The organism is Staphylococcus sp. TCBT05 (assembly GCF_055179755.1).
Genome location: NZ_JBUQDQ010000038.1, coordinates 747,284 through 772,003 on the forward strand (window position 1 = coordinate 747,284; position 24,720 = coordinate 772,003).

The window sequence follows — 24,720 nt, forward strand, 5'->3', positions numbered from 1 at the left end:
TTAATATATTATATGTTTAATTGTTGGAAAATTTATATATTGACCACAAAAGTAGATATAAATGGTATATGTGAGATTAATATTTCAGCAATAAAAGATTGCGATAACTGTGTTTGGATGATTGATAAAGGATACAATGCCATAGCATAAATTAAAGTAGTGCATATAATTATTGACGAAACAATACTTAAGAGTACACCAATCAACCGACTCAACATAAACATTTTTTTATATTTGATTATATTATCAAAGCAAACAATTATAGCATAACAAAGAACCTTCGTAATTGTAGCTACAATTAGAAATGCAACTAAATGGTCAAAACGTAACTGTAGATTATCAAATTGAAAAGCAAAATGCATATCATAAGCTCGAGTTTTTGGGAATGGTATAAAGAGCTCTAAATACTGTGACAACTTAATAAAGCACTTTTGTGCAATGTACAATGATAAAAAAGTCGCTCCTAAATGCATAATACTTAACCATACGCCTCTTCTAAACCCAATCATGCCTATGTATAAAAAAATTACTATGATTAATAAATCAATTAACATTAATCTTCACTATTTTTTAATTGCTTTATCTCTTGTTGCAAACGGTAATTTTCTTCTTCTAATTGAACTTTTTCATGCATAATATTAACAGCTGTTAATATCGCTTTTCTTGTAGTATCTAATCCTGTACTTTTTCTTCCTAGAGACTTAAGCTGTTCATCCACTAGATGTGCAACATATCGAATGTGCTCAGGATTATCTTCACCTACAATTGTATAATGTTGATCATTTATCGTTACGTTTATCCTATTTTTAAATTCGCCCATAGTATAACTCCTGACTTAATATAAATTTCCGAATAAAATAAAATTTGTCCTAACATATAACTTTCAATATTTCTAATTTAGAATATTTATCACGAACCATTATACACGACTAAATATTATTTTGTAAGAGGTGTGATTTGTTATATTTGAAAAAATTTATAGTTCGAAGATTTCAAATAATTTTAGAACAATTGAACGATTGCGATATCACAGTTATTCATGCATATTGTTGTTGGGTAGTGTGTATGTTTCATCCTATGGTATGATGAAAACTGTCAATCGAAACAGTAATTTCAAAAAAGAGAGGCAATCAAATGTCAAATGTAGTATATAAATTAACAAATCCTGAAATTCAACAATTAATGTCGAAAATTAACTGCGACACAGGCAAACTACCACAAGGTATGAAAGCCAAAGCCAAATATAAAAACACATCCATTTCCATTTACAACTCAAATAAAGTTATGTTTCAAGGCAAGGAAGCTTCAACTGTGGCAGGTCAATTGCTACCTAATCATGCAAATACACAAACTGCATCAAAGCATACACCCACACAATCAAAGATAAATTATAATCAATTTCAATGCATAGGCAGTGATGAAGCTGGAAGCGGAGATTATTTTGGACCACTTACAGTGTGTGCTGCCTATGTTTCAAAAAAACATGTTCAAGTTTTAAAAGAACTCGGAGTTGATGATTCAAAGAAATTAACAGATAAAAAAATCGTCGAACTTGCAGAACAAATTGTTACATTTTTACCTCACTCATTACTAACGATGCACAACACTAAATATAATGAGAAACAATTAGCTGGCTGGTCACAGGTAAAGATGAAAGCTGTATTACACAACGAAGCGATAAAAAATGTTGTAAATAAAATCGAAACAAACGAATTGGACTATATCGTTATTGATCAGTTTGCTGAACGTGGTGTTTATACGCGTTATGCATTAAGTGAGCTTCCACATAGCAACATTACTAAATTCGAGACCAAAGGTGAATCAAAATCTATTGCTATTGCGGCAGCAAGCATTATTTCACGATACGCATTTGTCAAATATATGGATCAAATTTCTGCAGAAGTTCATAGCGAAATTCCCAAAGGCGCAAGTAATAAAGTTGATTTAGCCGCTGCAAGAATTATCGAAAAGAAAGGCATTACCTATTTAGATTCTATTTCAAAGAAACACTTTGCAAATCGAAATAAAGCACAGGCACTTGTTGACAAAAAACGACATTCATAATCAAATTTACATCTCATTTAGAACCTAACATTGCAGTTGTTTATATCTTACTTCACAAATTGTATTTCACACTAAGCGTTGAGTTAACGGTTAATCGTTTGTTGCGCAAATTTATGATTGCCAGATATGCTCTGCAGATTTGTATTTTTACCATATGTCAAATTAAACAGTTATAAACAAAACAAAAAGAATTACATCGCCAATACTTTCGATGGTGATGTAATTCTTTTTTTGAACTATTTTTATGATTGATTTATTTATAAGTTAAACTAAATTCTTTTCCTTACAAAGTTGTTAAATTATCTAATTGTTGCACCTTGTTGTTGTAACGCTGTTAAGATATCTTCATGTACTGCATTTACCTTATCATCAGTCAATGTTTGTTCAACATCTAAGTATGATAATCTAATTGCAATTGATTTCTCATCCTCTGCAACATGTTCACCTTCATAAACATCAAATACTTGTGCATTTTGAAGTATATCTCCACCATGTGCTTCGATTTCTTTAACAAGCGTTGCGGATGGCACGTCTCGATTTATCACTAATGCAATGTCTCTTGATACTCCAGGGAAACGAGGAATTGGACGATAGTTAATATATCCAACTGAAACTGACATTAATTTATCGTAATTCAATTCAAAGACATAAGTACGTTTTAAGTCATATTCCTTTTCAACTTTTGGATGTAATTCACCAACAAAGCCTATAGTTTCACCATTTAATTTAACAATTGCAGTTCTACCTGGATGTAAGCCTGCAATTTCACCTGCTTCATAATCAAATTGAATATCTAATTTTTCTGCTATACGATCTACGATACCTTTAGCAATAAAGAAATCTATTTCTTCCTTTTTTCCTTGCCAAGTATTAACTGTGTAATCACCAGTTAAGATCCCACTTAGGTACTCAACTTCATCTGGTAATTCACCTTCACCATTACCAAAGAATACATTACCTAGTTCATAAAGTCGGACATCAGCATTTTTACGTGCAACATTATAAGCAACTGCATCAATAAGGTGAGGAATCAAACTTTGTCTCAATGTTGAATGAGCTTCACTCATTGGCATTAACAAGCCGATTGTATCACGCGTTTCTAATGCAAAGTCTTGCGCTCTCTCTTTATCGACTAAAGAATAATTAATTGCTTGGCTTAAGCCTGCACCCTCTAGTGTTTCTTTTACAATACGTGATTTAGCTTGTTTATCAGTCAAAGCACCATGTGTTACATGTTCAAATACCGGCAATGTTGAAGGTATTTCATCATAACCATAAATTCTTGCAATTTCTTCAATTAAGTCTTCCTTAATCGTAATATCTTTACGTCTAGACGGAACCTTGACAGTTAATTCATTATTATTCTTCGTCGTCTCAAAGCCAAGTTGCACAAAAATAGACTCGATTTCTTCAGCAGTCAATTCAAAGCCAATTGTATTATTCACTTTATCAACTGAAATATTAATTGGTGTGACGAATGAACCTAAATCACCTTGTGCTACATTATCTGATAAAACTTGTCCATTAGCATACGTTTCTAATAAGTAACAAGCACGATCGACTGCCTCATTTACAAATTCTGTAGCAATTCCCTTTTCAAAGCGACTAGACGCTTCACTTCTTAAATTCAATCGTCTTGAAGTATGACGAATAGATACCGGATCAAAAATAGCGCCCTCAATTACAACATGCTTTGTAGCCTCTGTTACTTCTGAAAAATCGCCACCCATTACGCCTGCAATGGCAATTGGCGTTTCGCCATTAGTTATAACTATGTCAGATGCTAGTAATGATCTTTCTTGATTATCTAAAGTAGTCATCGTTTCATTCTCATGAGCTTGACGTACTTCGATATGATTTGAACCAATTTGTTCTTGATCAAACATGTGTAAAGGTTGACCGTATTCTAATAGTACATAATTTGAAATATCAACCACATTATTGATAGGTCGAATACCAGCTTTAATTAATCTCATTTGCATCCATTCAGGTGAAGGTGCAATCGTAACATTTTTAACAATACGTGCACTGTAATATGGGACTTTATCAGAATCTTGAACAGTCACTGACAGTTCCTCAGCAGCTTGTTGTGATAATGCTTCTGTTTTAGTCTTTGGTTTATTCATTGCAACGTTGTATAATGCAGCGACTTCATATGCTGTACCCACCATACTTAATGCATCTGCTCTATTTGGTGTAAGATCAAATTCCATTACTTGGTCATCTAAATATAGTGCTTTAAGTGCATCTGTTCCTGGCTCTACCTCTGTAGAAAACACATAAATACCGTCTTCAAAGGCTTTAGGCACTAAGTTGCTTGATAAACCTAATTCTTGTAACGAACAAATCATACCTTCTGAGCGTTCTCCACGTAGTTTTGCTCGCTTAATCTTGATACCACCCGGTAATCTACCACCAACTGTAGCGACGATTACTGTTTGTCCTGCATCTACATTTGGTGCGCCACAAACAATTTGCACGAGTTCACTTTCGCCAATATCTACCTGACAAATATTTAGTTTATCCGCATCTGGATGTGGTGCGATTTCTTTAATTTTACCGACAACTAATTTTTTAATTTCTTTTGTATAATCGATAATGTCATCTACTTCGATACCCGTACGTGTAATTTTTTCTGCTAATTCGTTTATTGGTTGATCAATTTCAACATATGTCTCTAACCATTCTTTAGAAATAAACATTATTTTTCACCTCTATCTTCTACTGCTTTAAATTGATTCAAGAATCTTACATCATTAGTATAGAAATGACGGATATCTTCAATTCCATATTTCAACATAGCGATTCTATCAGGCCCCATACCAAACGCAAATCCTGAATATTTATTTGAATCGAATCCAGCCTTCTCAAGTACGTTCGGGTGAACCATCCCTGCACCTAATATTTCAATCCAACCTGTTTGTTTACATACATTACATCCTGAGCCACCGCATTTGAAACATGACACATCTACTTCAACTGATGGCTCTGTGAATGGAAAATAACTTGGTCTTAGACGAATTTCACGATCTTCCCCAAACAATTGTTTAGCTAAAAGTTCTAATGTCCCTTTAAGATCACTCATCTTAATATTCTCGTCTACCACTAATCCTTCGATTTGAGTAAATTGGTGACTGTGTGTCGCATCATCAGAGTCTCGACGATACACTTTCCCTGGACATAGAATTTTAACTGGACCTTCACCATTTCGTTGTTCCATCGTTCTTGCTTGTACAGGCGATGTATGTGTACGCATCAGAATCTCGTCCGTTATATAAAAGCTATCTTGCATATCTCTTGCCGGGTGAGATTTCGGTAAATTTAAAGCTTCAAAGTTATAATAGTCCTGTTCAACTTCAAATCCTTCAACAATTTCATATCCTAATCCTAAAAATAGGTCTTCGATTTCTTCAACTGTACGTGTTAATGGATGTTTGGCACCAATAGACATTTTTCTACTTGGTAATGTCACATCGATTTTTTCAGCCTTTAATTGTCGTTCTAATTCTTCATTTGCTAGAAGTTCACGACGTGATTCTATTTCACCTTCGATTGCTTGTCTAACTTCATTAACTTGTTGTCCATATGCTGGTTTTTCCTCATTAGGTAAATCTTTCATATGTTTCATTAACCCTGTTACAGAACCCTTTTTACCTAAATATTTCACTTTTACATCTTGTAATTCTTTTTCATTTTTAGCTTCATTTATATCGACTAATGCCTGTTGCTTAATTTCAGTCATCGCTTCAGTTTGTGCCATGATTTAACCTCCATTTGTCTATTTTCTCGTTAAGTAAAACCAATAAAAATACAAAAAAGACTTCCATCCCGTTGAAACTGGGACGAAAGCCTTCCGTGGTACCACCCAAATTTATGCATAAGCATACACTTGTAATTATTGATAACGGAGTCATTTCCGACTTAAATCTCTTTAAGTAACCAAAAAGGTGAAAAAAACTAAATGTAGAGATATATCTTTCAGTCTACGGATATACTCCCTTGTGCTACTACATTATTTTAGTTTACGTCTTTTTATTGGTTCATATTCTACTGTTTAACATTACTTTTATTATATACGATTTTCATTTAAAGGGTCAACCTTTCAAATGATAAATCAAGATACTGCCAGCAATAGCAACATTTAAACTCTCTGCTTTTCCATAAATTGGAATTGTTAAGTTTTGAGTTGTTTGCGCCAATAATTGTTGCGACACACCTTCTCCTTCATTACCTAATAATAATGCAAAGTGTTCTTTCGCACTTATCTCGTGAAATGAAACAGCTTCTTCTAATGCCGTTCCGTACACTGGTCCATCAAACGAATCTATAAATGATTCTAAAGAATCAATGATAATCGGTAAATGGAACACACTACCTTGACTGGCTCTTAATACTTTGTCCTGGTATGGATCTGCAGTGCCCTTTTCTAACACAATTAAATCTATACCTGCAGCATCTGCAGTACGAATTAAAGTACCTAAGTTCCCTGGGTCTTGTATACGATCAATCAACAATACTTGCTTTGCTGTTGTTGTTTCATAATTAGGTTTTTCAATTACAGCAAAAAAACCTTGTGGTGTCACAGTTCCAGATAATGCTTCTGCAACTTTTAAATTTATTTCAAATACTTCCTCTGCATATTCAATTAAATCTGAGCTAATTCTAGAAGTATCTACTATAAATAATTGTTTTATCGTTAACTTACTTTGATAAGCTTCTTCGATAAGGTGATAGCCTTCGATAAGGGCTTGACCTGTTTTGTCTCGATCTTTTTTCTTTTTGAGTTTATTTGCATTTTTAACTTTACTATTTTGTGCGGACGTAATCATTTCCATAGCATAGCCTCTTTATTTTCATATTTTAACTTTTAAAAAGTTGTAAGATATTTGTACGTATATTTTTTATAAAGGATAACAAGAAATGTTCCTTTTCAATTAAGATGTTATTTCCTGTATAGTCTACTATATCACCTTTTTCAGGTGAAATCGTCTCTTGTAATTTGATTTTTAGCGTATGTGCTTTAGCGATATCTTTTCGATCCATAATTTGAAAATGTATATGTGGTTCTGATGTGTTACCTGAATTACCTACTTTCGCAATATGTTGTCCGCGAAAGATTTCATCTCCTACTGATACATTTAGTGAATTAGGCTTTAAATGTGCAATTAAACTATATTCATGTTTTGCATGCTTAATTATAATATAATTACCTTGTGGATGTTTTACATTAAATTCTCCAGGTACACAATCTGGAATGCCATCAACAACTTCTACAACTTCACCATTAGCTGGTGCAACGACAGTTAAGTTGTAGGCATAGTAATTAGTTAATTGATTAGGGCTACCTTGATAGCTACATTGATCTTTTAACTTCACTAAATCAATAGCATGTTTGTAACGTTTATAATGGAAGTGATGATTTAATAATTCATTATCTCCGCCGGCAATAACCGTCCACGCTTCTTCAATTGGCATAGTATATTGCAGTTTGGAATACTTTGCACTATCTTGATGTTGTATAGGTAATAATGCAAAACCAATTATTTCATTATATTTATTCAATGTAACACTAACACCCGTTGTCCTCTTGTCATCGAACCACAGGTATTCGTCTTGTCTGTTTATATGTATATGTTTGTAGAATGAATTCACACTTCTTTTCTCATTATATACTTTTAGTAGCTTTTCCAATTCTAATAGCGCAGATACTTCTTGAAAATCTTCGCTAAAATGATTATATATCCAGTTGACATCACTATTCTCAATTTTTTCAATAATTTCTTGCGGATTCATTGCTTCCATTGATTTCACACAACCTATCGCTCGATATCAAATTTACATCTATATAAATAAAAAATCGCTCAAAAATTATTTAGTGAATAATTAATGAACGATATTAAAAGACTTTCATCAAGTCATTAAATTAATGAAATTATTTTGATACAACTTCTTCACCATTGTATGAACCACAGTTCTTACATACGCGGTGAGATAATTTGTATTCTCCACAATTTGGGCATTCTGTCATACCAGGTACTGAAATTTTGAAATGAGTACGACGTTTGTTTTTTCTTGTTTTAGACGTTCTTCTTTTTGGTACTGCCATGATTAATCCTCCTTATATTCAAACACTAAAATAGTTATTTTCAGATTCAATAATCTATTATACTATAGATTACAAAATTCTGCTATTGCTCTTCGTCATATAATTGTTGTAGTTTTTGAAGCCTAGGATCGATTTGCTGAGACTCAGATTCTTCTGCTTCTTTCGCATTCTCAATCGCTTGCTCTTCGTCAATAACTTCCCAACCATTACCCTCACGTAACATTTGATCACTATTATCTGCGAAAACACGCATTGGCTTTTCAATGATAACTAATTCTTCAGCAATATCCTTTAGATTTATCATGCCATCTGATGCATCATGATAATGTTCATCTTCATCGTCATCACCATACTGATTATATCCTTCTAGATCAAATACTTCTTGAGATCTGATATCTAAAGGAACTTCTACTGGAACTAACGTACGCGCACAAGCCATCGTATATGTTCCTGTAACATGCATATCTGCAATGACTTCATTTGATTTTACTGTCAATTCGCCATCAACATTTATTTCAGATAAATCTATTAAATCTAATGATTTTACTAAATGATCAAAATTCACCGTTTGATTGAATTCAAAAGGTTTATCTTGGAATTTTCTTAATTGCGTTATTGACCATTTCATATGGCTTCACCTCTAACAAGCACAAAATTTATTTTAACTTTATAGATATAAGTTGTCAAGATTTTTTCTTAACACAATTATATCTGTTACAATATCTATAATGAATTCTGAAAGGAAGAAATGCAAATGAAAAGCGTTGCACTAGTCACTGAATATAATCCTTTCCACAATGGTCACTTATACCATGCAGAGAAATCAAAGTCAATCACTGATTCTGAAATTTCTATAGCAATCATGAGTGGAAACTTTGTTATGCGAGGAGAACCTGCAATTTATAATAAATTTACTCGAACTCAGATGGCGCTACATGCTGTGGATTTAGTCGTAGAGCTTCCTGCTCATGCTTCACTATCAGCTGGAAGCTATTTTGGTGATGCCGCAGTACGCGTAGCTAATTATTTAAATGTCGACCACCTTGCATTTGGTAGCGAGTCGGGCGATATTAATGCTTTTTTAAATCTCGCTGAACAAATGCAAAAAATTGAACAAACCTCAGCCTTTGCTCAAAAAATTAAAGAAGGCAAAAGCTACCCGCGCATACTTAGTGAATTAATTTCAGATAACCATTTATTAACTGAACCTAATAACACTTTAGGGATTTCATATGTTAATGCCATACAAAAGCATGGCTTTAATATTAATCCAGTTACCATAAAAAGACACGCATCAAAACACCACGATAGTAAAATACAACATATGCACTTTGCAAGTGGTACATCAATCCGACAATCTCTCCAACTTGAAGATCAGGATTGGCAAAACGTAGTTCCATCTCAAATAAAACATTTATACCATTCAAATATTGTGACAACTGAGCGCACATTTAATTACTTAAAGTATGCATTATTAACTCAGAGTCCCTCAAGTTTACAAAATATCTACACAATGACTGAAGGTTTAGAACATAGGCTAAAAGATTTAATCTTGCAAGCAACTTCATTCGAATCATATATGCAGTTAATCAAGACCAAACGCTATACCTATACACATTTACAGCGTGTACTGATGAATGTATTGCTAGATTACACTTATGATGACATACCAACACAAATAGACTCTGTTCGTATACTAGGAATGAATCAACGTGGCCAAAAATACTTAAAATACCTTAAACAACAATTTCCAGAACGAAATTTTGTAACACAAATCAATAAACGTAATGCCATGACATTTAAAAACGAAATTAAGAGTACGAACATCTATAATTTATTATCCAATGATACAGCTAACGACTTTAACACACACGTCATTTTTTAGCCCCACTTCTCGATTTTATCGAGATTAGTGGGGCTTATGCATGAGCACTCTCATGTATTCCTCTATCCACTTCTCGATTTTATCGAGATTAGTGGGGCTTATGCATGAGCACTCTCATGTATTCCTCTATCCACTTCTCGATTTTATCGAGATTAGTGGGGCTTATGCATGAGGCTACTCATGTATTCCTCTATTCACTTCTCGATTTTATCGAGATTAGTCGGGCTTATACATGAGGCTACTCATGTATTCCTCTATTCACTTCTCGATTTTATCGAGATTAGTGGGGCTTATGCATGAGGCTACTCATGTATTCCTCTATTCACTTCTCGATTTTATCGAGATTAGTGGGGTTTATGCATGAGGCTACTCATGTATTCCTCTATTCACTTCTCGATTTTATCGAGATTAGTGGGGCTTATGCATGAGGCTACTCATGTATTCCTCTATTCACTTCTCGATTTTATCGAGATTAGTGGGGCTTATGCATGAGGCTACTCATGTATTCACCCTTTTATCAATTGTTCTCGCAATTAAACAGCAAAAAACACCAACCTTTGATGGCTTCATCAAATTTGTTGGTGTCACTGTATTGTCTTATTTCTTGAATTTTTCATTTAATGCCTTTTCAACATGTTCAGGCACAAAATCAGATACATTTGCTTTATATGCAGCAACTTCCTTTACTACGCTAGAACTGATAAATGAATAATTAGTGCTAGTCATCATATACATTGTTTCAACATTACTATTTAACTTTTTATTCATTGAAGTTAAGCGTAATTCATATTCAAAATCACTAACAGCTCTTAATCCTCTAATGATAGTTTGAGCACCAATTTGGTCACAAAAATCTACCAATAATCCATCAAAATGATGCACCGTCACATTATCTAAATGTTTAACTGAAGCTTCTATCAAATCTATTCGTTCTTCTACAGTAAATGTACCCGCCTTACTACTATTTCTTAACACACAAATATGCAATTCATCAAAACGATCCGCACTTCTATCAATGATATCAATGTGCCCATATGTAATCGGATCGAAACTACCTGGTATGACTGCTTTAGTTCTAGACATTTTAATCTCCCTTTTCTAATAACAAAGTGTCTGTTAAACCATAATGATATTGTTTAATCTCTCGGAATGGTTCAGTTTTTATTTTTTCATGATGATTAAACTCACAAACGATAATACCATTTTCTTTTAATAAATTAAACTTTGCAATTTGCTCTAAAGCATCATCAATCAACCCTTTTTCATATGGCGGATCTAAAAATATTACATCGAATTGGATTTCACGCTTGGCTAAGGCTTTTAATGCACGTTCTGCATTATTTTTATATACCTCAGCTTGACTTGCAATATTTAAATGGTCTAAATTGCGCTTAATCACTTTAACTGCTTTAAAATTTTGATCAACAAATATTACTTTATCCATACCGCGTGACAGTGCTTCTATACCTAAAGCACCACTACCTGCAAATAAATCTAACCCTAATCCTGAAACATCATGCAAGCTGTTAAATATCCCTTCTTTGACTTTATCCATTGTTGGTCGTGTGTTACGACCTTCGATGCTCTCTAATGGCTTGCTTTTATGCATTCCAGATATAACTCTCATTTCAACACTTCCATTCTTAAATTATATTCTTTATAATTCATAAGCAAGGAGGAACATAGCTTATGAAACAATCTTTTATTAAAATTGGTGAAGGTTTAACAGATTTATTTGAATTTAATACACTTATCGAATATAACTATGCCCGCATAGATTATATTGTTTACTTTCATACACCGACTTCCGAACACCAACGATCATCTGTAGCCATTATCATGAAACCAACAAGTGGTCGACATTTCCAAGCCATGTATATCATGATTAATGCCTTGAATTATCCATATCCAAATTCCAATAAGAAATTTGAACTAATTAATCAACAGGCCGAGCAGTACAAAATAGAAATAAAGGGTGTAGATGTAAAACCACCTGAGACATTTCATGATATAGAACTATATTATAATTATTTAATTAGCGTACTAAGATTACAGCGTTGGATTCCGCCATTACAATAATGTAGCTACAAACCTATGTTTCACTGTACGCAAAGCAAATACATTAAGGCTCTTATTTATGAAAATTCATGTTGTTCCTTTTCATAATGCTTTTTTAAATATTTATAAGGAGAGCCTTCTATTTCTTTCACATACTTTAGTTTCATCAATTTAGTAACTATTTGATCTGAGTCACTTTCATTGATATACATTACAACATAACGTTGCTTTTTATTAGAACTTACGATATGACCAAATTTTCTAATTTGTCTTTCATGTTTCATATGTTTTAAATATATAATTAAACTTGTTCTAGGCACAATATTCATTTTCTTCTCACTCCATTTATTAGCCCTTTTATGATATCATTTCCTATTATTTTTATAAATAACAATTATTTTGCAGTTGAACAATCTTTTGCTATATTACTAAGTATATTTATGTACTAAGGAGGATTTGTACATGTCAAAATTTAATAAAATGTTTAAAGGATCATTCATTGGCTTAGCAGGTATAGTAGGTAGCTTGCTGTTCATTAATAAATATAAAAGAAAGCCTGAAAATTTACCGACACATCATTTTTATAGTCAAACAGCACCCTATATTCTAGCCAATCGCGGTGGATCAGCTGTTAGACCTGAAAATACTAAACTCGCATTTGATAATGCAATTGCTCATAATATAGATGGATTCGCTGTTGGTGTTACCCTGACTAAAGATGATCAAGTCATCGTTTTCAATAGCACCTCATTAGATGCAACAACAAATGGCTCAGGTACAGTGAGTGAACATACGCTTAACGAAATAAAAAAATTAGATGCAGGATACTATTTTACTGATATCAATGGTCAGACACCTTATCGTAACCATAAAGACGCTACTATATTAACCTTAACAGAATTATTAACTTATTATCCAAATGCTAAGGTAAATATTCATTTAATTAATCAATCAACACAACAACGAAACCACCTGATTTGCGAAAAAGTAAATACCATAATTAATGAATATAATTCAGATAATCGTATAGTAATCGGCAGCAATCAAGGAGAAATAATTGATTATTTCAGACACCTTAACCCGAATACAGCAATTGCTGCTAGCAAGAATGATATGATGAAGGGATTCATCCACTTTTATTTAGGTGCTGGCAATTTATTTGCTACAAAAGCACATACCTTTATTCTACCAATTGAACGAAATGGTATAAAATTTAATTCACCACGTTTTATTCACTGGTTAAATGAGCGCAATATCGTTCCTGGATATTGTCATGTTAATAATTTGGATTTGATGAATGACTTAGTCTATCATGGCGCACATACTTTAATTACTGATCGCCCAGACCTTGCAGAGCGCTTTAAACTAACTTATAAATAATCTTGGCTATTATAAAAGGTCGAAGATATAAAGTTTTCGGACAAGTAAAAAAAGGCAATTTCTATTGAAATCATATAGAAATTGCCTTTTTTAATATTCATTTAGAATGATAGCATGTGGCACTATAGTAATGTTTGAATTCATATAATTTATTTTCACGGTTTGTTTGTACACTTTTATTAACCTATCGTGACATATTATTTATAGAGATATACTTAATTTTAAAACGTTAGTGTATATTGAGTCATTTCTTACTCTGCATATTTAAGACACCTTGTAAATTTAATTTAATAGTGTTTACTAAATAATACGGATAGACCTTATTTTATTAAATACTTTTTAATATAAATCAACATATTAATGCAATGTATTTGGCGAGACTCCTGTGGGAGCAGGACAAGCTGAAAATTACAAGCTGAAGCTGGTTCCTAAGAAAGCGAGTCAATAATACTAGATATTGAATAAAAAGTACAGTAGATAAAGCGTTAGCAATTTAATGATTTATTTCGATTGCAAACAAGGCACATTTAATACGTGGACTTCAATGTATGTTAATGTGAAATCACTTATGCATGCAACGTATTTTGGCGAGACTCCTGTGGGAGCAAGACAAGCTGAAGACTACAGGCTGAAGCTGTCCCCTAGGAAAGCGAGCCAATAATACTAGATATTGAATAAAACAGCACTCAGATAAATTGAATTCAATCATCTGAGTGCTGTTTTTCTGGGATTTAAGCCCAAACACTTACTTTAAATATAAAATTTTTCTATGTTCCGTTACATTATAACGAACAATTACAAGACCCGCCTGTTGAACAGCCACCAGAATCTTTTTGAAAGAAAGGATTTCCTGTTTCAATTTTTACATTTTCCGAGAATGAATAAGCAATTTTAACTATTACCTCATCAATCAAGTCTTGCAATGCAACTTCCTTTTGTTTGTAATCCATGACGACAGGTAACATTTCATATGCACGTTTTCGCTTTCTCGTTTCTAACATTACCTTTTGATAATCCGGATGATATTTACCAAATCTCATAATTTCATCATAATTTTGCTTCGACTTTAAGAAAGCTTGATATAAAAGATGTGCCTCATCATTATCTGACAATGCTTGTTGCGCCGCTTCATATGCTTTATAAATATGCGAATCCACTATTTTATCACTTAGCGCTTCAATATCATCCAATAACGTTAATGTCTCTTCAGTTATCATTCTTGGTCATCTCCTTTCTTCTTTTCACCTACAAATATGAGTGTATAATAGCCTTCCATTACTTCGCCGCCCATTTCATTATACTTTGCATTCAACATTCTAGAGCGATGCGTATCAGAATTCAACCAACTGTGTATTAACGTCGGTACGTCATTAAAGTCATACCCTACATTTTGACTACTATACGTAAATGGTACTTCCTGAGCATTTAATTGATCTCTTAATGCATCTTCAGTAAATTCAGCACTATCATCTTGTCCTGTTGCTTCGTATAAATTAAACGATGCAATGTGTGCTAATTTATTATTAATTTTTAATGGTTGTGTATTCTTTAATTTGCGCATTTCATTAGTTATTTCATAAAGCGTCATCAACTGATTAGAACTTTGAGCGTATGGCGCATTACCGTGTTTACTTTTTACTTCCTTTTCTTCTTTAGAAGTAACCATTTGATATGGTTTAAATTCAGCTAAAGCATCACTATCTAAAAATCGTACCGCAACGATATGATTCGATTGTTGATCTATATAAATTTGAGCATACATATTTTTAAATTTCACTAATGACTGCGTCTTCATGTCAGTATCAGATAATTCCAGTTCATATTTCTTACCATTGGAAGTAATCGTCGGCTCTGGATTAACGCTGAACTTCTCAAACACATGTGCAGCATTATTAGTAATATGTAATGGTTCAACATTAGCCTTTTTACCTGTTGCATAAACAGATTTAATTATGCCATCTTTGGTTGTAACTAAATAATATGCTTCTTTTTCTTTAAATACGTAGTTTTTATAATTATCTTTATATGGATACACACGATCTGCTTGTCCATATTTTTTAGTCAATTTACTTAGACTTTGACCAACCCACGTCCCTACACCATCTTTGGGCATCGGATTTTCAGCAGTATTTTTACTCTTATCAAAATCCTGAGTTTGTGTTGTTTGTGTTGTTTTCGTAGTATTTTTATTGGGATTTTCTAAAACATCAAACTTTAAACGTGGTGAGTAAAATAGATAAATCAGAAAACAAATTAATACTAAAACACCAATAACTTTAATTATCAGTTTCTTCATCGCTCACCCACCTATTAGCATGTTAGGTTCATTGTACATGGAATTTCATATAACAAGCAAGATAAGACTCTGTATTTGCAAAATCTTCATATAAACGTTATACACAATTTAAATTATGGGTATATGTGCAACAGAGGTGAAATAATAATGACGGATATTAGAATTCATGGAGCAAAACAGAACAATCTTAAAAATATATCAGTCGATATACCAAAGCACAAAATCACCGTGTTCACTGGTCGTTCTGGCTCAGGCAAATCATCTTTAGTATTTAATACCATTGCTGCAGAGTCTGAACGCTTATTAAATGAAACATATTCAACATACATTCAACACCAATTAACACAATATACTAAACCGCATGTAGATTTAATAGAAAACCTACCAGTTTCTATGGTAATTAACCAAAAAAGATTAGGTGGGCATGCACGTTCTACGGTCGGCACAATTTCAGATATATATGCTTCAGTAAGATTATTATGGTCGAGAATTGGTGAACCATTTGTGGGTTATTCAGACATCTTTTCTTTCAATAATCCTAAAGGAATGTGTCCTACATGTTCTGGCTTAGGTTATGTAGAAGATATAGACTTAAATGAACTCATTGATTTTAATAAATCATTAAATGAAGATGCGATACGTTTCCCATCATTTAGGCCAGACAGCTGGCGTGGTAAGCGATATTTATACTCTGGTTTATTTGATAATGATAAAAAGTTAAAAGATTACACAGAAGAAGAATTAAATACTTTTTTATATACTGAACCTAAAAAATTAAAAAACCCACCTTCAAATTGGCCAAAAACTGCAAAATTCGAAGGACTTATCCATCGTTTCAGACGATCTTTTTTATTAAATGATAACTTTGAGAAAAATAAATTCAAGTCTGACATCGAACGTGTTGTATCTTCAAAATCTTGCCCTACTTGTAATGGTAAGCGATTAAATCAAAAGGTATTACAATGTAAAATCAACGAATTAGATATTGCAGATTTTACTGCGCTATCTATTGATGAGGCAATTTCATTTATTGCTAAGTTAACATCTGATAAAGCTAAGACAATTATCGAACCATTATTAAAGCAACTGCAGTCGTTAAGTTATATTGGCTTAAATTATCTGACTTTATCGCGTGAAACTAAATCCTTATCAGGTGGAGAATCACAACGTATTAAACTTATTCGACATTTAAATAGTCCATTAACTGATTTAGTATATATTATTGATGAACCGAGCATTGGCTTACATCCAGAGGATATTAGACGCATAAATGAAATCATTATCTCTCTGAAAGATAAAGGTAATACTGTACTTGTTGTCGAACACGATCCAGACGTAATTTGTATTGCTGACCATATTATCGATTTAGGACCTTTAGCTGGTAAGAATGGTGGGACTATTACCTTTGAAGGTCCGTATCAGCAGTTACTAAATACTACTTCATCTAGTGGTATCGCTTTACGTAAAAATCATAAGTTAAAACCTCACCCCCGCGAATCTCAAGACTTTATCAATTTAAATCATATAACGAAAAATAATTTGATTGATGTTTCGGTCCAAATTCCTAAAAATGTAATGACTGTGGTTACAGGGGTTGCTGGTTCAGGTAAGAGCACATTAATTTCAACTGGATTGAAATATTTTGATAACAGTATTTTCATTGATCAAAAGCCTATACATGCATCTAGCCGTTCAAATCTATTAACTTATTTAAATATTTTTGATGCTGTAAGAGAATACTTTAGTGACCAAACTGGTTTAAAGAAATCATTGTTCAGCTATAATTCTGAAGGTGCTTGTCCTGAATGTCATGGTAAAGGAATTATAAAAACTGAACTAGCCTTTATGCCTGACTTCACACAAGTATGTGACGTTTGTAACGGACAACGCTATAAACCAGAAGTATTAGAAGCTAAAGTTAATAATCATTCTATCGCTGATATTTTGAATTTGACAATAGATGAAGCGCTAGCCTTCTTTGCAGAGAATATTGATATAGAGCAACCTTTACACGCTTTGAAATCTACCGGTTTGAATTATATGACACTAGGTCAAACACTCGATACGCTATCTGGAGGTGAAATTCAACGTGTAAAATTAAGTAAATATTTGACAAAACCTGTAGAGAATCAAATATTTGTATTCGACGAACCCACTACAGGATTACACGAAGATGATATTCCAATATTATTAGACTGTTTTAATAATTTAATTGCTGAGAATAATACACTTATAATTATTGAACATAATTTAACAATGATGACACAAGCTGATTGGATAGTAGATATTGGACCTTTTGCAGGTGCTAACGGAGGACAGTGCTTGTATCAAGGATACCCAGCAGGTTTGCTTTCTGTCGAACAATCCCTAACAGCTAAGCATTTACAACGCTATATAAAATAAAAAAAGAGGTGTGCCTATTGGCTCACCTCTTTAGTCTTAATATTGCCCAATATAAGACTAACAATTTCATTTATTAATAGTGTTATAAACCTAATGTTGCTTTAATCAATGATGTCGTTTCTCCACCCGGATATAAAACATAGAGTAATACATAAACTGCGACACCTGTGATTGCCGTAAAGAACCAGATAATTGATGCGATTGGTCCAATTCTTCTATGGATCTTTAACTTATCCTTTAACGCAGTAATAATCTGTACTGCACCTAAGATACCACCGATTGTAGCTAAATTAATATGGAATATTAAAAAGATTGTATAATAAAGTTTTACGGAATCTGGTCCGCCAAAAGCAGTATTACCTATAAAGATTGTTCTAGAAGCATAAATAATAAAGAATGCGAGTGCAAAAAACGCTGCACATAGCATTACCTTTTTATGACTTTCTATTTCCCTTTTCCATATTTTACGCCAACCTATTGCAACAAGGATTGCACTAATAACAATAAAACTCGTACTAATTGTAGGTAAAATTGGTAAATTCATAAATTTCATCCTTATTATTAATTATTAGAACATTTGTATTAATGAGACGACAACAACAAGTACAAAGAATACCACTAAGTAATTTAGTGAATATATAAACATTTTTGTTGCCCATTTTGTTTGATCTGTGCCCTTTTTAAAACTTGTTAATCCCATGTATAACCATCCTAAATTTAATAGTGAGGCTAACACGATAAATGTAACACCTAAATTACTTAATAAAAATGGTAATGGTAATAACAATACAAGCCAGATGAACATACTTACTCTTGTTCGTTTAAAACCTTTAACTGAAGGTAACATTGGAATATTAGCTAATGAATATTCATCTTTACGTTTGATTGCTAATGCATAAAAATGAATGGGTTGCCAACAAAATACAACTAAAAATAATGCAATTGCTGCAACACTAATATTACCCTCAATAGCAGTCCATCCAATTAAAGGAGGTACAGCACCAGGAAAACTTCCAATAACCGTATTCCAAACTGTGTGGCGTTTTGACCAAATTGAATAGAATGAGACATACCCAACTATACCTAATAATCCGATAACACCAGATGGTATATTTAAGGCAAATAATAATGCTTCCCCTATCAACATCATTCCAAAGCTAAGAATTAATAAATTTCTATTTGAAATTCTATCATTGACCGTTGGTCGTTGTTGCTTACTTGGCATGATACTATCAATATCTTGATCATAATAATTGTTCACAGCACAAGCGCCGCCCATAATAAGCGTTGAGCCAACAATCATCATTAAGATTTGTGGTATTGACGAGAGAAAGGAATGATTTGCCATCACAATTGCAAGCCATGAACCAGCAAAAGCAGGAACTAAGTTACCTTGCACAAGTCCCATTTTTATAATCTGTTGCAACTCTTTAAAGGTTACACGACTTGTATTATGCGACAAAGTTTGTTCTTTGTTCATAATCCCCCTCCTATTTTTTTCATATAATACAATGATATATTAAATTAATGCCTTTTACTACATTTATAATAATTTATTTGTGACACTTTAAAGACAATAATAAATCGTCATTTTTATGACACAACTAATTAACGTTTTCTTGTTATAATAATCCTTGAGATTTATTTAACGTTAAACAAGTATGTCTTTTGGGAATATCATTTACAAACTTTTCAATCTGAATTTGTATTAACTGTGATACTAGATTTATTATCCCAATAGTTTTATTAATAAGTGGGGTGTTAATTATTGTTTAACAAGAAAAACCTGAAATGGTTATCTATACTAGCAACATTAATCATGACATGGGTACAACTTGGTGGCGCACTTGTTACTAAGACCGGATCGGAAGACGGTTGTGGTTCAGATTGGCCATTGTGTCACGGTGCATTACTTCCGCAAAATTTACCTATACAAACGATTATTGAATTAAGTCATCGTGCCGTTTCAGGGTTATCATTAATTATTGTTTTATGGTTAGTCATTGTTGCCTGGAAACATATCAGTTACATCAAAGAAGTTAAACCACTTTGTATCATTAGTGTTGGTTTCTTACTTCTTCAAGCTTTGATTGGTGCAGCAGCAGTTATGTGGCAGCAAAATGCATACGTACTCGCATTGCATTTCGGTATTTCACTCGTTTCGTTCTCATCAGTATTTGTATTAACATTGATTATTTTCGAAGTCGATCGCAAATACGAAGCTGATGAACTATTTATCAGAAAACCATTAAGAATATATACATGGTTGATGATGTTAATCGTATACTTAACTATTTATACAGGTGCATTAGTTAGACATAAAAAGGCCAGCCTCGCATACGGTCAATGGCCATTACCATTTAATGATTTAATGCCACACACAGTACAAGATTGGGTAAACTTTACTCATAGAGGCATGGCATTTATCGCATTTATTTGGATAATGTTGACATTCATTCATGCAGTTAATAATTATAGACATAATAGAACCATTAGATATGGTTATACAGCAGCGTTCATCCTTGTATTATTACAAGTCACGACTGGTGCTTTATCTATAATCACACATGTAAACTTATTTATTGCACTGCTACATGCATTATTTATTACATTGTTATTCGGCTTAATTGCTTACTTTGTAATACTCATGCTACGCACAATTCGTAGTGGCGGATAAGTTAACGGGTTCATTAAGAAATATACTTAAATCAAAACCTTAACATATCTTCTAATTAAATAAATAGAATGACGCGTGAACTTTACGATGATAACTTTTATTAACAAGAAACGTCAATTCCTAATGAAATAATAATAGGAATTGACGTTTCTTCTTTTGTTAAATTTTCTGCTGTTTCATTAATATAAAGCATTTTAACCATCATATTTATCTAGAACACTAAATAAACGCTTTGATTTATAGAAACATTTCTGAATCTAAAAATCAAAGCGTTGTGTTGTTTATCTAATCGATAGCTAGGACAATAATCAACCTAATCTACTGGCTCTTTTTCAATTTCTATTAATAAATCACCTGTCTCAATGGCTTCACCACTTTGTACAGTAACTTTCTTAATGACACCATCAAATGGCGCTTGTATTGTTGTTTCCATCTTCATTGCTTCAGTTATCAATAATGCTTGACTACTTGTGACATTTTCACCTTCTGCAATCTTCACTTCTGTAACTGAACCTGGCATCTGAGCCCCAATATGATTAGGATTCAATTTATCAGCTTTTGGTTTCACACTTGCATTAGCTTTTACATTTTCATCTTGTATAAAGATACGACGAGCTTGACCATTCATATCATAGAATATAGTACGTACACCTTTTTCATCCGGTTCAGTAATAGTCTTTAATGTAATAATAAGTCGCTTACCAGTATCAATTTCAATTTCAACAGTTTCATTAGAACGCATACCAAAGAAGAAGGTTGGTGTATCTAATAATGAAACATTTCCGAATTGTTCTTGTGTCGCAATAAACTGTTCATATACTTTAGGATATAAAACATAACTTATAATATCCTGTTCAGTAACTTCACTCTGTTGTTTCTCTTCTAATTCTTTTCTTACAGCTTCAAAATCAACAGGTTCTAAATACTCCCCTGGACGGTCTGTTAAAGCAGTTTGACCTTTTAAGATAACTTGTTGTAGCTCTTTATTAAATCCATTAACCGGTTGTCCGATATCACCTTTAAAGAAGGATACTACAGATTCAGGAAAGTCTAGTTTATGTCCATCTTTAATTACTGCTTCCTCATCTAAATCATTTTGAACCATATACAACGCCATATCACCGACAATTTTAGAAGATGGTGTTACCTTCACCAAATCGCCAAATAAGAAATTCACTCGACGATACATGTCTTTAACTTCATTAAAGCGATTACCTAATCCTAGACTTTTCGCTTGTTGTCTAAGGTTTGAGTATTGGCCACCTGGCATTTCATGTTTATAGATTTCAGTGTTTGGTGACTTAATATCACTTTCAAAATCGCTGTAATATTGACGTACTGTACCCCAATAATGTGATAATTCTTCCATTCCTTCGATATCAGCACGTAAATTTCTATCAAAACCGTTTAATGCATAATATAATGCATTTCCACTAGGTTGACTCGTTAAACCACTCATTGATGCTACAGCTGTATCTATTACATCCACGCCAGCATCGATTGCTTCTTTATAAATCATCAAGCCATTACCACTAGTATCATGTGTGTGCAAATGAATCGGTAAGTTAACTGCAGATTTCAATTCTCCAACTAATTCATATGCTGCTTTTGGTTTCAATAACCCTGCCATATCTTTAATTGCCAAGATATGGAATCCTTCACGTTCCAATGTTTTCGCCATATTCACATAATATTCTAATGTATAGAGATCAGAGCGTTCAGGGTTTAAGATATCTCCAGTGTAACAAATTGTACCTTCTGATATTTTACCAGCTTCTTGCACCGCTTCATTTGCTACTTTCATTTGATCAACCCAGTTCAATGAATCAAAAATTCTAAATACATCTACACCAGCATCTGCACTTTCGGCAACGAATTTTTTAATCACATTATCTGGGTAATTCTTATAACCTACCGCATTTGAAGCGCGTAATAACATTTGGAATAAAACGTTTGGAATTGCCTTTCTAAGACGTTCTAAACGTTCCCAAGGGTTTTCCTTAAGGAAATTAAATGCAACATCAAACGTTGCACCACCCCATAATTCTAATGAAAAGTTATCTTTCATTACTTGAGCTGTTTTTGATGCAATATTCATCATGTCTTTCGTACGTACTCTTGTTGCCAGTAATGATTGATGTGCATCTCTAAATGTAGTATCTGTAATTAATACATCTTCTTGTTGTTTCAACCAATCAGCAACTGCTTTAGGTCCTTTTTCATCAAGTAATTGCTTTGTACCTTGAAGCTGTTCGATTTCTTTATTTGCCACTTTTGGTATTGGTGATGTTTCATAAATCGGTTTCGGACGTTTTTCAACATTTGGAAAACCATTAATAGAAACATTTCCAATATACTCTAGTGTTTTTGTTCCACGGTCAAGCGTTGGTTGAATATCAAACAATTCAGGTGTATTCTCTATATACTTCGTTGTGTAATCGCCTGTTTTAAATTGAGGATGTCTCATCACATTTATTAAGAATGGAATATTGGTTTTAACACCACGAATTCTCATTTCTTGTAGTGATCGGTCCATCTTTTCATCAGCTTGCTTAAACGACATAGCATGTGTGGATAATTTAACCAGTAATGAGTCATAATATGGTGAAATTTCTGCACCTTGGAAGCCATCACCTGCATCAAGTCTAACTCCAAAACCACCACTTGAACGATAAGCACTAATTCTTCCTGTATCTGGCATAAAGTCGTTCGTAGGATCTTCAGTAGTGATACGACATTGAATTGCATAACCTAACGTGACAATATCCTTTTGCTCAGGCATATTGATTTCTTCATCAAATAAACTTTCTCCATCAGCTACAAGTATTTGCGTCTTAACAATATCTACACCTGTAATCATTTCTGTAATAGTATGCTCTACCTGAACACGAGGATTCACTTCGATAAAGTAAAAATCTTCACCAGACACTAGGAATTCAACTGTCCCAGCATTAACGTATTCGATATGTTTCATAAGTTGTATCGCTGTATCACAAATACGTTCTCTTAGTTCATCAGATAGTGCTACAGATGGTGCTACCTCAACTACCTTTTGATGACGACGTTGAACAGAACAATCACGTTCATATAAATGAACAATATTCCCATGTTCATCACCAATAACCTGTACTTCAATATGCTTAGGATTATCGATATATTTTTCAATATATACTTCGCTATTCCCAAATGATTTCTCTGCTTCAGATTTAGCACGGTTAAAACCATCTTCAAGTTCTTCACTTGTACGCACAATACGCATACCTTTACCGCCACCGCCACTTGTTGCTTTAATCATTAGTGGAAAACCAGCAGTTTCAGCAAATGCTACAGCAGCTTCATAATTTTCAATTGGTCCATCTGTACCAGGAATTACCCTTAAGTCTGCCTTAATTGCTGTTTCTCTAGCTTTGACTTTATCACCAAACATATCTAAATGTGATACATGTGGTCCAATAAATTTAATGCCTTCTTCGGCACATCTACGCGCAAATGTTTCATTTTCACTTAAAAAACCATACCCCGGATGAATCGCATCCACTTCAGCACGCTTTGCAACTTCAATAATTCTCTCTATATTCAAATATGAATCTGCAGGCCCTAAATCTTCACCTACTAAATAGGATTCATCAGCTTTATATCTATGTAAAGACCCCTTATCTTCATTAGAATAAATAGCAACTGTTTTAATATCTAATTCGGTTGCCGCCCTAAAAATTCTAATCGCAATTTCCCCACGATTGGCCACCATAAGTTTGTTTATTTTTTTCAAAACTTGGTCCCCCTTAAAAGTTTGAATTTTCTAAAAAGTTTGATATTGAATACATTATAGCAAAATACGAACAATGTAAACA

General features: G+C 33.2%; 22 protein-coding genes. 6 read left to right on the forward strand and 16 right to left on the reverse strand.

From position 1 onward, the window contains the following. Nucleotides 1–32: 32 nt before the first annotated feature. Together ACY191_RS10630 and zapA are read right to left on the reverse strand one after the other, a co-directional pair. On the reverse strand, nt 33–554 hold the full coding sequence (locus ACY191_RS10630) for a CvpA family protein (protein ID WP_042738955.1): 522 nt from the start codon (nt 552–554) through the stop codon (nt 33–35). Beyond that, the gene (zapA, locus tag ACY191_RS10635) at nt 554–820 is read right to left on the reverse strand and encodes a cell division protein ZapA (RefSeq protein ID WP_042738956.1); all 267 of its coding nucleotides are present in this window, start codon (nt 818–820) and stop codon (nt 554–556) included. Before zapA ends, ACY191_RS10630 begins: the two co-directional genes overlap by 1 nt. 314 nt (nt 821–1,134) lie before the next feature. Between zapA and rnhC the strand changes: the two genes are divergently transcribed. Next, the gene (gene rnhC / locus ACY191_RS10640; RefSeq protein ID WP_229367122.1) at nt 1,135–2,064 is read left to right on the forward strand and encodes a ribonuclease HIII; all 930 of its coding nucleotides are present in this window, start codon (nt 1,135–1,137) and stop codon (nt 2,062–2,064) included. A 299-nt stretch (nt 2,065–2,363) separates the two neighbouring features. On the opposite strand, the gene pheT is transcribed toward rnhC, so the two are convergent. The 6 genes from pheT to ACY191_RS10670 all read right to left on the reverse strand — a co-directional run bounded on the left by pheT (nt 2,364) and on the right by ACY191_RS10670 (nt 8,798). Further along, nucleotides 2,364–4,766, reverse strand: coding sequence for a phenylalanine--tRNA ligase subunit beta (gene pheT, locus ACY191_RS10645; protein ID WP_042738958.1), 2,403 nt, complete (start codon nt 4,764–4,766; stop codon nt 2,364–2,366). Continuing rightward, complete coding sequence (pheS, locus tag ACY191_RS10650; protein WP_042738959.1) at nt 4,766–5,824, reverse strand: phenylalanine--tRNA ligase subunit alpha; 1,059 nt, start codon at nt 5,822–5,824, stop codon at nt 4,766–4,768. The genes pheT and pheS overlap by 1 nt, the downstream gene beginning before the upstream one ends. Nucleotides 5,825–6,158: 334 nt before the next feature. Continuing rightward, on the reverse strand, nt 6,159–6,899 hold the full coding sequence (locus ACY191_RS10655) for a TrmH family RNA methyltransferase (protein WP_107512169.1): 741 nt from the start codon (nt 6,897–6,899) through the stop codon (nt 6,159–6,161). Between the two features lie 25 nt (nt 6,900–6,924). Further along, on the reverse strand, nt 6,925–7,866 hold the full coding sequence (locus ACY191_RS10660) for a M23 family metallopeptidase (protein ID WP_229367121.1): 942 nt from the start codon (nt 7,864–7,866) through the stop codon (nt 6,925–6,927). Between the two features lie 130 nt (nt 7,867–7,996). After that, on the reverse strand, nt 7,997–8,170 hold the full coding sequence (gene rpmF / locus ACY191_RS10665; RefSeq protein WP_001830121.1) for a 50S ribosomal protein L32: 174 nt from the start codon (nt 8,168–8,170) through the stop codon (nt 7,997–7,999). Between the two features lie 82 nt (nt 8,171–8,252). Then, nucleotides 8,253–8,798 carry a YceD family protein gene (locus ACY191_RS10670; RefSeq protein ID WP_042738962.1) on the reverse strand — a complete coding sequence of 182 codons (546 nt, stop codon included), beginning with the start codon at nt 8,796–8,798 and terminating at the stop codon, nt 8,253–8,255. A gap of 126 nt (nt 8,799–8,924) precedes the next feature. Between ACY191_RS10670 and ACY191_RS10675 the strand changes: the two genes are divergently transcribed. Beyond that, nucleotides 8,925–10,055, forward strand: coding sequence for a nucleotidyltransferase (locus ACY191_RS10675; protein ID WP_229367120.1), 1,131 nt, complete (start codon nt 8,925–8,927; stop codon nt 10,053–10,055). Nucleotides 10,056–10,652: 597 nt separating this feature from the next. Here ACY191_RS10675 and coaD read toward each other — a convergent pair. Then, nucleotides 10,653–11,138, reverse strand: coding sequence for a pantetheine-phosphate adenylyltransferase (gene coaD, locus ACY191_RS10680; protein ID WP_042738964.1), 486 nt, complete (start codon nt 11,136–11,138; stop codon nt 10,653–10,655). A 1-nt stretch (nt 11,139) separates the two neighbouring features. Next, on the reverse strand, nt 11,140–11,682 hold the full coding sequence (gene rsmD / locus ACY191_RS10685; protein ID WP_229367119.1) for a 16S rRNA (guanine(966)-N(2))-methyltransferase RsmD: 543 nt from the start codon (nt 11,680–11,682) through the stop codon (nt 11,140–11,142). Between the two features lie 62 nt (nt 11,683–11,744). On the opposite strand from rsmD, the gene ACY191_RS10690 reads away from it, so the two are divergent. Continuing rightward, entirely contained in the window at nt 11,745–12,134 is a 390-nt protein-coding gene (locus ACY191_RS10690) for a DUF7147 family protein (RefSeq protein WP_229367118.1), read from the forward strand. A 56-nt stretch (nt 12,135–12,190) separates the two neighbouring features. On the opposite strand, the gene ACY191_RS10695 is transcribed toward ACY191_RS10690, so the two are convergent. Beyond that, complete coding sequence (locus ACY191_RS10695; protein ID WP_042738967.1) at nt 12,191–12,442, reverse strand: YlbG family protein; 252 nt, start codon at nt 12,440–12,442, stop codon at nt 12,191–12,193. A 133-nt stretch (nt 12,443–12,575) separates the two neighbouring features. Here ACY191_RS10695 and ACY191_RS10700 point away from each other — a divergent pair, with 133 nt between their 5' ends. Then, nucleotides 12,576–13,493, forward strand: coding sequence for a glycerophosphodiester phosphodiesterase family protein (locus ACY191_RS10700; RefSeq protein ID WP_042738968.1), 918 nt, complete (start codon nt 12,576–12,578; stop codon nt 13,491–13,493). Between the two features lie 782 nt (nt 13,494–14,275). Here the strand turns inward: ACY191_RS10700 and ACY191_RS10705 are convergent. Both ACY191_RS10705 and ACY191_RS10710 read right to left on the reverse strand, forming a co-directional pair. Then, nucleotides 14,276–14,710: a YlbF/YmcA family competence regulator gene (locus ACY191_RS10705; RefSeq protein WP_042738969.1), complete on the reverse strand. Its 435-nt coding sequence runs from the start codon at nt 14,708–14,710 to the stop codon at nt 14,276–14,278. After that, nucleotides 14,707–15,789 carry a CAP domain-containing protein gene (locus ACY191_RS10710; protein ID WP_042738970.1) on the reverse strand — a complete coding sequence of 361 codons (1,083 nt, stop codon included), beginning with the start codon at nt 15,787–15,789 and terminating at the stop codon, nt 14,707–14,709. Before ACY191_RS10710 ends, ACY191_RS10705 begins: the two co-directional genes overlap by 4 nt. A 147-nt stretch (nt 15,790–15,936) precedes the next feature. On the opposite strand from ACY191_RS10710, the gene ACY191_RS10715 reads away from it, so the two are divergent. Next, nucleotides 15,937–18,192: an ATP-binding cassette domain-containing protein gene (locus ACY191_RS10715; protein WP_229367117.1), complete on the forward strand. Its 2,256-nt coding sequence runs from the start codon at nt 15,937–15,939 to the stop codon at nt 18,190–18,192. Between the two features lie 82 nt (nt 18,193–18,274). Here ACY191_RS10715 and ACY191_RS10720 read toward each other — a convergent pair whose 3' ends face one another. Then, the gene (locus tag ACY191_RS10720; protein WP_042738972.1) at nt 18,275–18,736 is read right to left on the reverse strand and encodes a DUF420 domain-containing protein; all 462 of its coding nucleotides are present in this window, start codon (nt 18,734–18,736) and stop codon (nt 18,275–18,277) included. A 24-nt stretch (nt 18,737–18,760) separates the two neighbouring features. Continuing rightward, on the reverse strand, nt 18,761–19,672 hold the full coding sequence (gene cyoE / locus ACY191_RS10725; RefSeq protein WP_107513445.1) for a heme o synthase: 912 nt from the start codon (nt 19,670–19,672) through the stop codon (nt 18,761–18,763). A gap of 288 nt (nt 19,673–19,960) precedes the next feature. On the opposite strand from cyoE, the gene ACY191_RS10730 reads away from it, so the two are divergent. Then, complete coding sequence (locus ACY191_RS10730) at nt 19,961–20,869, forward strand: COX15/CtaA family protein (RefSeq protein ID WP_042738974.1); 909 nt, start codon at nt 19,961–19,963, stop codon at nt 20,867–20,869. 313 nt (nt 20,870–21,182) lie between these two features. On the opposite strand, the gene ACY191_RS10735 is transcribed toward ACY191_RS10730, so the two are convergent. Beyond that, on the reverse strand, nt 21,183–24,638 hold the full coding sequence (locus tag ACY191_RS10735; protein ID WP_463270025.1) for a pyruvate carboxylase: 3,456 nt from the start codon (nt 24,636–24,638) through the stop codon (nt 21,183–21,185). Nucleotides 24,639–24,720: the final 82 nt, after the last annotated feature.

What these genes read in the sequence shown, in the direction of transcription:
- ACY191_RS10660 (WP_229367121.1), bottom strand. Translation starts at nt 7,866, where the DNA reads ATGGAAGCAATGAATCCGCAAGAAATTATTGAAAAAATTGAGAATAGT.
- ACY191_RS10705 (WP_042738969.1), bottom strand. Translation starts at nt 14,710, where the DNA reads ATGATAACTGAAGAGACATTAACGTTATTGGATGATATTGAAGCGCTA.
- ACY191_RS10720 (WP_042738972.1), bottom strand. Translation starts at nt 18,736, where the DNA reads ATGAATTTACCAATTTTACCTACAATTAGTACGAGTTTTATTGTTATT.
- ACY191_RS10695 (WP_042738967.1), bottom strand. Translation starts at nt 12,442, where the DNA reads ATGAATATTGTGCCTAGAACAAGTTTAATTATATATTTAAAACATATG.
- ACY191_RS10700 (WP_042738968.1), top strand. Translation starts at nt 12,576, where the DNA reads ATGTCAAAATTTAATAAAATGTTTAAAGGATCATTCATTGGCTTAGCA.
- rsmD (WP_229367119.1), bottom strand. Translation starts at nt 11,682, where the DNA reads ATGAGAGTTATATCTGGAATGCATAAAAGCAAGCCATTAGAGAGCATC.
- pheT (WP_042738958.1), bottom strand. Translation starts at nt 4,766, where the DNA reads ATGTTTATTTCTAAAGAATGGTTAGAGACATATGTTGAAATTGATCAA.
- ACY191_RS10710 (WP_042738970.1), bottom strand. Translation starts at nt 15,789, where the DNA reads ATGAAGAAACTGATAATTAAAGTTATTGGTGTTTTAGTATTAATTTGT.
- zapA (WP_042738956.1), bottom strand. Translation starts at nt 820, where the DNA reads ATGGGCGAATTTAAAAATAGGATAAACGTAACGATAAATGATCAACAT.
- pheS (WP_042738959.1), bottom strand. Translation starts at nt 5,824, where the DNA reads ATGGCACAAACTGAAGCGATGACTGAAATTAAGCAACAGGCATTAGTC.
- rnhC (WP_229367122.1), top strand. Translation starts at nt 1,135, where the DNA reads ATGTCAAATGTAGTATATAAATTAACAAATCCTGAAATTCAACAATTA.
- coaD (WP_042738964.1), bottom strand. Translation starts at nt 11,138, where the DNA reads ATGTCTAGAACTAAAGCAGTCATACCAGGTAGTTTCGATCCGATTACA.
- rpmF (WP_001830121.1), bottom strand. Translation starts at nt 8,170, where the DNA reads ATGGCAGTACCAAAAAGAAGAACGTCTAAAACAAGAAAAAACAAACGT.
- ACY191_RS10670 (WP_042738962.1), bottom strand. Translation starts at nt 8,798, where the DNA reads ATGAAATGGTCAATAACGCAATTAAGAAAATTCCAAGATAAACCTTTT.
- ACY191_RS10715 (WP_229367117.1), top strand. Translation starts at nt 15,937, where the DNA reads ATGACGGATATTAGAATTCATGGAGCAAAACAGAACAATCTTAAAAAT.
- ACY191_RS10655 (WP_107512169.1), bottom strand. Translation starts at nt 6,899, where the DNA reads ATGGAAATGATTACGTCCGCACAAAATAGTAAAGTTAAAAATGCAAAT.
- ACY191_RS10630 (WP_042738955.1), bottom strand. Translation starts at nt 554, where the DNA reads ATGTTAATTGATTTATTAATCATAGTAATTTTTTTATACATAGGCATG.
- ACY191_RS10675 (WP_229367120.1), top strand. Translation starts at nt 8,925, where the DNA reads ATGAAAAGCGTTGCACTAGTCACTGAATATAATCCTTTCCACAATGGT.
- ACY191_RS10690 (WP_229367118.1), top strand. Translation starts at nt 11,745, where the DNA reads ATGAAACAATCTTTTATTAAAATTGGTGAAGGTTTAACAGATTTATTT.
- cyoE (WP_107513445.1), bottom strand. Translation starts at nt 19,672, where the DNA reads ATGAACAAAGAACAAACTTTGTCGCATAATACAAGTCGTGTAACCTTT.